The sequence below is a fragment of the Janthinobacterium psychrotolerans genome (assembly GCF_001677885.1).
In the GTDB taxonomy this organism is placed as follows: Bacteria; Pseudomonadota; Gammaproteobacteria; order Burkholderiales; family Burkholderiaceae_D; genus Janthinobacterium; species Janthinobacterium psychrotolerans.
Genome location: NZ_LOCQ01000021.1, coordinates 1 through 6618, shown reverse-complemented (window position 1 = coordinate 6618; position 6618 = coordinate 1). Strand labels below are relative to the sequence as shown.

Annotated in this window: 11 protein-coding genes and 1 pseudogene; 7 read left to right on the top strand and 5 right to left on the bottom strand. The window is 56.2% G+C overall.

All coding sequences use genetic code 11. The annotated features are described in order from the left end of the window. The 6 genes from ASR47_RS27290 to ASR47_RS00275 form a co-directional block, all read left to right on the top strand. Nucleotides 1-480 (top strand): hypothetical protein (locus ASR47_RS27290; RefSeq protein WP_217270506.1); only part of this gene is annotated, 480 nt, incomplete at its 5' end. A 67-nt stretch (nt 481-547) separates the two neighbouring features. After that, the gene (locus ASR47_RS00295; protein WP_065305786.1) at nt 548-880 is read left to right on the top strand and encodes a hypothetical protein; all 333 of its coding nucleotides are present in this window, start codon (nt 548-550) and stop codon (nt 878-880) included. A 2-nt stretch (nt 881-882) separates the two neighbouring features. Then, entirely contained in the window at nt 883-1122 is a 240-nt protein-coding gene (locus ASR47_RS00290) for a hypothetical protein (protein WP_065305785.1), read from the top strand. After that, nucleotides 1119-1697: a glycoside hydrolase family 19 protein gene (locus ASR47_RS00285; protein WP_065305784.1), complete on the top strand. Its 579-nt coding sequence runs from the start codon at nt 1119-1121 to the stop codon at nt 1695-1697. The genes ASR47_RS00290 and ASR47_RS00285 overlap by 4 nt, the downstream gene beginning before the upstream one ends. After that, nucleotides 1694-2089 (top strand): hypothetical protein, encoded by a 396-nt coding sequence (locus tag ASR47_RS00280; protein ID WP_065305783.1) that lies wholly within the window; start codon nt 1694-1696, stop codon nt 2087-2089. The genes ASR47_RS00285 and ASR47_RS00280 overlap by 4 nt, the downstream gene beginning before the upstream one ends. Then, nucleotides 2086-2421, top strand: a complete 336-nt coding sequence (locus tag ASR47_RS00275; RefSeq protein ID WP_245714211.1) for a hypothetical protein — start codon at nt 2086-2088, stop codon at nt 2419-2421. The genes ASR47_RS00280 and ASR47_RS00275 overlap by 4 nt, the downstream gene beginning before the upstream one ends. Before the next feature lie 26 nt (nt 2422-2447). On the opposite strand, the gene ASR47_RS26225 is transcribed toward ASR47_RS00275, so the two are convergent. The 3 genes from ASR47_RS26225 to ASR47_RS00265 form a co-directional block, all read right to left on the bottom strand. Beyond that, the gene (locus ASR47_RS26225) at nt 2448-3293 is read right to left on the bottom strand and encodes a DUF2971 domain-containing protein (protein WP_082988617.1); all 846 of its coding nucleotides are present in this window, start codon (nt 3291-3293) and stop codon (nt 2448-2450) included. A gap of 140 nt (nt 3294-3433) precedes the next feature. Further along, on the bottom strand, nt 3434-3871 hold the full coding sequence (locus ASR47_RS26725) for a hypothetical protein (RefSeq protein WP_150127600.1): 438 nt from the start codon (nt 3869-3871) through the stop codon (nt 3434-3436). A 289-nt stretch (nt 3872-4160) separates the two neighbouring features. Continuing rightward, nucleotides 4161-4406, bottom strand: coding sequence for a site-specific integrase (locus tag ASR47_RS00265; RefSeq protein WP_065305780.1), 246 nt, complete (start codon nt 4404-4406; stop codon nt 4161-4163). A gap of 187 nt (nt 4407-4593) precedes the next feature. Here ASR47_RS00265 and ASR47_RS00260 point away from each other — a divergent pair, with 187 nt between their 5' ends. Next, entirely contained in the window at nt 4594-4905 is a 312-nt protein-coding gene (locus ASR47_RS00260) for a hypothetical protein (RefSeq protein WP_065305779.1), read from the top strand. Between the two features lie 514 nt (nt 4906-5419). Here the strand turns inward: ASR47_RS00260 and ASR47_RS00245 are convergent. Then, nucleotides 5420-5707 carry a hypothetical protein gene (locus ASR47_RS00245; protein WP_150127599.1) on the bottom strand — a complete coding sequence of 96 codons (288 nt, stop codon included), beginning with the start codon at nt 5705-5707 and terminating at the stop codon, nt 5420-5422. Between the two features lie 311 nt (nt 5708-6018). Further along, nucleotides 6019-6501: pseudogene (locus ASR47_RS00240) on the bottom strand (transposase); the annotation flags it as partial. Between the last annotated feature and the right edge of the window lie 117 nt (nt 6502-6618).

Here is a 6618-nt window from a genome sequence, read left to right as displayed (position 1 = left end):
AGCGCAGCTGGCCCGCGCCCAACGCCACAGGCCGGGCCGCAGCCGATACCGCCACCGCGCCGCATGGAGCTGATCGAGCAGCAGCCAGTACCGGGCACGAACCCGCCCGCGTACACGGAGGTGGTGAAGCCTGGCGACACCGATGCCGAGTGGGCGGCAAAACAGGCCGCCTATGCCGCCGCACTGGCCAGCCATGCCGCCGCTGCGCAGCAGGATGACCAGGCCATGGCCACGTTCGAGGCCGCCCTGGAGGTCGAGCGCCAGAAGGTCGACCGCATCGCCATCGCCGGCCGCGTGCCGGTCAATGTGCTGGGCGCCCAGCCTGGCGATTACATCGTGCCGGTGCCGGATGGTGACGGCATTGCCGGCATCGCCATGCATGAGGGCGATATCACCATGCCGCAGTACCTGCGCGCGGTCGGGCGTGTGATCTCGATCGAGGCGGATGGTCGGGCGTGTGTGATGGTCAAGGCTGTGTAACGAATTCAATGCTCCACCACAAACCCGCTTCGGCGGGTTTTTTCATTTCCACCACCTGAGAGGCCCTATGGCAATTGAAACACCTGGCAGCACCGTGGCTGGCATTTCCTACGCGGTGCTGATCGGCGCGTTTATCGGCTCAGCCGCGTCGCTGAGCTACGCCAAGGAAATGACCAAGCGCCAGGCCATGACGGCGTTCCTGGTCGGCGGCGCTGTCGCCTGCGCGGCCACGCCACTGGCCATTCACTACCTGAACGCACCGACCGAGCTGGCCGGTGCCATCGCGTTTTTTTGGGGGCTGGGCGCGATGCGCGCTGTGCCCGTATTTTTCGCCCTGATCGACCGTACGCGCAACGCGAAATTGCCAACGCTGCCCGATCAACCTGATACAAAGGAGTAACCATGTCGCTGATTTCAATTATCCAAGCTGTTATCTGGATCTACGTCCTGTACCTGTGCGTCGTCGAGCTGAACAAAATGACGCGGCAAACAGCAATGGTCGCGCGCCTGGGGCATGTTGCCCTGTCGTGCGGCGCTGCTGCCGGCATTATGTCGGCGATTTCCGACCGCCAATTGTTCGAGCTACTGATTGCCGCCGGCGTGGCCCTTCACATGACGTTCAACCGCCGAGGCGCAAAATGACGCTCGACCAGTTGATCAAGATCATGCCCAATGCCCGCTCCAAAGCGGGTATTTTTTTACCCGCGCTCAATGCCGCCATGGCCGAATTCGGCATCAACACGCCGGCGCGCCAAGCATCGTTCCTGGCCCAACTGGCGCACGAATCCGGCCAGCTGGTGTACGTGCGCGAACTGTGGGGCCCGACGCCATCGCAGCTGCGCTACGAGCGCGATTTCGTGGCGGCCTGGCCACCGAAGGTGCGGACCGATCGCAATCAGCTGCCGTTCGACCTGGGCAACGCGCAGGCCGGCGACGGCTCGCGCTTCCGAGGCCGCGGCCTGATCCAGGTGACCGGCCGCAGCAACTACGCCGCGTGCGGCAAAGCCTTGGGCCTGGATCTGTTGGCCCAGCCGGCGCTGCTCGAGCAAACCGTCAACGCGTGCCGCAGTGCCGGCTGGTTCTGGCAGTCGCGCGGCCTGAACGCGCTGGCCGATGCCGGCGACCAGGTGGTGGTGACGCGGCGCGTCAACGGCGGCACCAATGGCCTGGCCGAACGCCTGGCCTATTTCAAAACGGCGCAGCGGGTGCTGGCGTGAGCGGCGCCAGCGCGCTGGCCGGCGCCGCCGTCAGCGGTATCTGGAAGGCGGCCGCCATCGTGCTGGCTGCCGTGCTGCTGGTGGTGGCCGGTGCCACCGGCACCGGCTGGTGGCTGGCCGCCGGCGCCCGCGACCAGGCGCTGGTCGACCTGAAAGCGGAGCAGAGCGTCAGCGCCGGCCTGCGCGCATCGATCGCCGAGCAGAACCTGGCCGTCGACGGTATGGCCCGGGCGACGCTGGCGGCCCAGCAGCGCGGCGAGGCTGCGCAGGCCGCCGCGGCTGCCGCAGGCAAGAAGTATCAAGCGGCGCAGGTGCAGCTGGCCGGCGTGCGTGCCACGACCTGCGACGAGGCCATGCCGGCCGTGCGGGCGATGCTGGAGAATGTGCAATGAGGCAGAAGAATGCAAGCATGGGGCGACCTGCTGAGAAATCAAAAAGGCCCGCCACGCCGCATGGACGCTCACTCTCGCCCGGATACCTGGCAGTCATTTTTGGCATGCTGGCGTTGTCCGGCTGCACCACCGCGCCGCTGGCGCCGGTGCGCGTCGAAATTCCAGTCTTTACACCATGTGTAAAGATGGAAATACCGCGCCCGGCCTACGAGTTCGACAAGCTGCCCGCGATGGCGACGGATGGCGAGATCATCCTGGCGCTGGCGCGGGACTGGCTGCAAGGTCGGAAGTATGAGGACGAGCTGGAGGCGGTTATTGCTGGATGCCAGTAACGTTCGAAGGTCTGCGGATGGTGGAATTAGTACACCCCAATCAGTTTTCTTCTAAGTTCATACGTCATCCCCAAGGCTTCGATTTTGTATAAGGGAACATGATTTCCTAGATTTTTCATCGTCTCCTTCACAAAATCCTCATCTTCTTTTGGAGTGCGCATGCCAATTGTGACGCTTTCAATAGAATCTTTGTCAAATTTATATATGCCTGGTCCATTACAATCAAGCATCAGTCTTTTCAGTTCCTCATTTGTTGAAAATGTCACGTCCTTTTCGTACTGTGTTTGTTTTGGCTTGATAATCCTCCATTCATTTTCATACTCCCAGCATTTCGATTTTGTAAGGAATGTTTTGTCGAGCATTTGCTGAGGGGTATCTTGAGGGCGCCGCAATATCGGCATCATCTCTTCGTAATTTATCTTGTGCGCCAGCCGAAAAATTCCAATATTACTATGAAATCCAATACATATTCCCTTGTGATGTTTTGCGTAATGCGCCCAAAGAAGCGGATTTTCCCAGCTTGTCGCTAGTGAAAGGATGCCTGCACTATCAAGCAAGGTATTGACTCCCTCATTGCTATCCGTAGTTTGCCGTTTTTGCAGTTGCTCCAATCGTCGTAAATGCATGATTCGCTGCGCTGGTTTCAATTGAGTACGGCTTCGCAACTTGCTTTGCATGAAAGTGCGACCCTCCTTTGTTTCGAGCGTTACTTTAAATCCAGGCCTGGAATCAAAGGGGTCATTGAAGGAAAGTCTTGAGGAAAATAATAAAGAGTCGCCGCAAAGCAATGAGGGTAGCCAGCCCTCGATTGGTGTGTATTTAAAAAAATGTGATGGATAACTATCCCCTACGTTTTCCTCCAATGAATTCATAGTCTTATGCCCCTAAAATAAGTGTATTAAATTCATGTCTGGTTGCGACGGCTCTAAAAAGAAATTTAATTTGCAAATATCATTGCGGGCCGTTAATAATTGCCCGCAATTAAAAAATTTCATTCTTGAAATAAAATAATTTAACTACGCTTGGATTGGCGCTGCAACTCTTTGCGCTGTTCGTCGGTTGGCGAACAAGAAACGCCACGAAGATTGCTTGCTGCACTGATAAGCTTCTTCTTCAATTCATCATCTGAATTAATTTCGTACATCATGCCAGTGTAGTTTGTTCCAGTTGTTGGGACATAAGTCATTCCCTTATTTTGGCAGCGTTTAGGCCGGCTTATGTAATATTCCATTTCTTGATGTATGATTAATTGGTCGACCGCATACTTGCAGTCCATTGCATCGGACCCATGATTGCCACTATTCCAATATGTGAAATGGTTATCAAGCATTGATGAATCGTTTTCGCATGAACCGTCATAATTGGGCTGGCCAGCGAATTTTCTATCGTATGCATTTGCCGATACGGTAACGCTAAGCGCTATTGCGGCGATCAGGAGCAGTGATTTCATTTGAGTCATCCTCAGGCAAGGGGGAGTGAAGGTTTAATGCGTGTAACAATGCTGCACCTTATGATGCAAATCTGTCAAGCCAAATTGAGCTTTGATGTGCATTTGCAACGAACTACTCTAAATCTTTCGTAGATATAGCAGGTAATCGAAGGCGCGCCTCAGAAGCGTCGAGCAGGGGACAGTCCAAGGGTTGAAAACGATAAGCGATTAAGTTTTTTATCTTGTTTTAGCTTAGTTAACCTGCTAAAAAATAAGCGCGTTGCTTCGCTGCCGATCGACGGCTGAAAATTTAGCCGACCAGCGTTTGGTTGATCGGCGTTTCCAGTTTCTTTCTGGGTGCCGCCCAAGCCGCTCGCTTCTCATCTGCATAGTCGTGATGCATATAGCTCCGGCGCACCTTGCTGCCGGACAGCACGTGGTTCTGGCAGCGATCGATGATATCGAGCGAAATTCCCAGCGCCTGCATCATCGTCGCTCCCATGCGGCGCAGTTCGTGCAGCGTCCAGGCGTCATTCTTGCCGCTGGCTACCACCAAGATGTCCTCCCTGCGCCGGAGCGTCACCGGTTCGCGTTACACAAACACAATCACCGCCTTCATATTTGTTTACTGTACAACTTGCATCCGTTCGATATACTGTACGTATATACAGTATTTATTGGTCGGTGCTATGAAAATAAGAGTGGTAAAAATGCGTTCAGCCGGGGTGGCTGTGGAGCGCCGAATGCTGAGCGACCGTTACACCGTCAAGCACTCCGGGTTGCTGGTCATCATGGATGTCACCGACCAAGGGCTGCGGCGCCCTGTGAAGGTGGCGCGACTTACGCAACCTGGCAGACCAGGCCCCTATTTGGAACTACTAGATCCGCACATCGTGTGGGCGAACGATGGAAAATTCACCCTGGCGGGCTTCGAGCGGACAACGAATGCAGAGGGTAAGGTGGTCGAGTTTGCGCAGTCGTGGCTTTGTGCGCTGGATCTGGCACTGCCAGAGCCTGAAGCCGATACCAGGAACGTTCGACCAATGCGGTCATGAGCAAATTTCGAAAGCCCCTGACGACAGTCGAGTTGGTGGAAATCCGGCTCCGTAGCGATTCGCGTGACATGCGCGCCGTGCTGCGAGAGATTATGCGCCTGCGCGCAATCGTATCCAGGGCGGACCAGTTGGAGCGTAGTCTCGGGCCGACCGACGATGAGGCAGGGATTATTCGTGATGTTTTGCGTGCTGAGCTTGACGAAGAGCCGTCCATTGCAGAGCTGACATGGAACGATATAAATGTGCGATAGGGGCCGGCAATGAGTAGGATTCGAGCACCGCTTAGCATCGAGCAGCTGAAAGAGATCCAGGGCCGTAACGACTCGGCCGACGTGCGTACGCTGCTGTGGGAGATTCGCCGCCTTCGTGAGATCGCAGCCGCGGCCGACAATCTAGAGCAAAGCCTTGGCCCACGCGTTGGCATGACCGGCTTGCTTCGCGCTGGATTGAGGGTGCGATTGGATGGCGAGGCCTGTTTCGTTGGAATGTCGCCGCAGCCTGAATAGGCGCTCGATCATCGGGCTGGACATGCCAGGCCGCTGCTGGCCCAGCCGACCACGCGCTGCGCCTGGTCGACCAGCACGATGAGGCGGCAGCCAACTGCATCGATCCCATAGTCCAGTTGCATGTAGTCGCCCTGGAGTTGGTAGCTGGCCGGCGTGCCGTAGCGGGCGGCGAGGGCGAAGCTGTTCAGGCCGATGATGTTGGCATGCTCAATCGGGCTTGGCGTGCTGCACGCGCACAATGCTAGAACGACAATCCCGCTCGGTAGAAGTTTCATATCCTTGTCTGCGCCCGGCATGTGTTGGCCTAGGGGCAGTATGCCCATCTATTACTATCACAATACTGCGCGAACGCATAGGCCACCCCTCGGCGGCTCTTGGTGCACGGGAAGCCGGGTGTAATTCCGGGTGTAATCGAGTGCAATCCAGTGCCATTTACTGACAGCCGGCAGACAATTTCCCCTATGAGAGCACTGCAAAAACTTGCTGGCACTGGCATTCACACTGCAGGGGTCGCAAGTTCGAAACTTGCACTTCCCACCAGAATTCGTAATGAAATCAAGTAGTTACATAAAAGCCTTCTAGTCAAATAGAAGGCTTTTTTTATGGTTCATCGCGCTTTACCGGGGAAGGCATCTTTGATTTTGAGGAATAAGTATGCGGAGTTCCGGAACCCGTAGGCCATCCGTTTGATGACTTTGATGCGGTTGTTGACGCCTTCAAGAATGGACGAATTCATCGGATAGATGGCCGAGGCGATGATGCCCCGGACGTATTTGCGTAAGCGCTTGGTGAACTTGATCACGGCAGCGATCTCGCTCTCGAGGGCGAGGCGCATCCAGCGTTTCCATCGACGCGCGCCCTCGCGAACGGATGGCGCGAACCAGATTTCCTTGAGTTCGGTTTTGAGCAAATAGACCGTCGACAGCGGGGCGTTGGCCGCGAGCAGTTCGTCAAGTTTGATAGCACGGTCGTCCTCCAGGTTGTCGCGATTGCGCAGCAAAAGCCAACGGCTACGCTTGATGACCTGGCGCGCTTTGGCATCGTCGCGCAGCGCGTTTGCCTGGTCGACACGCACCCGGTTGCGTATTTCGGTGAACGCGCCCACCCATTCCGGTCTATCGTGCCCACTTGCGCATGAGATGGTGTTACGCGGTTAAATTGTAGTCGGTGCGGTCACGATGGGTCGATATTTCTCTCCTTTTTGGCT

Coding starts and splice junctions, on each gene's coding strand:
- ASR47_RS00290 (WP_065305785.1), top strand. CDS start 883: ATGTCGCTGATTTCAATTATCCAAGCTGTTATCTGGATCTACGTCCTG.
- ASR47_RS00295 (WP_065305786.1), top strand. CDS start 548: ATGGCAATTGAAACACCTGGCAGCACCGTGGCTGGCATTTCCTACGCG.
- ASR47_RS00275 (WP_245714211.1), top strand. CDS start 2,086: ATGAGGCAGAAGAATGCAAGCATGGGGCGACCTGCTGAGAAATCAAAA.
- ASR47_RS00260 (WP_065305779.1), top strand. CDS start 4,594: ATGCTGAGCGACCGTTACACCGTCAAGCACTCCGGGTTGCTGGTCATC.
- ASR47_RS26225 (WP_082988617.1), bottom strand. CDS start 3,293: ATGAATTCATTGGAGGAAAACGTAGGGGATAGTTATCCATCACATTTT.
- ASR47_RS00245 (WP_150127599.1), bottom strand. CDS start 5,707: ATGCCGGGCGCAGACAAGGATATGAAACTTCTACCGAGCGGGATTGTC.
- ASR47_RS00285 (WP_065305784.1), top strand. CDS start 1,119: ATGACGCTCGACCAGTTGATCAAGATCATGCCCAATGCCCGCTCCAAA.
- ASR47_RS26725 (WP_150127600.1), bottom strand. CDS start 3,871: ATGAAATCACTGCTCCTGATCGCCGCAATAGCGCTTAGCGTTACCGTA.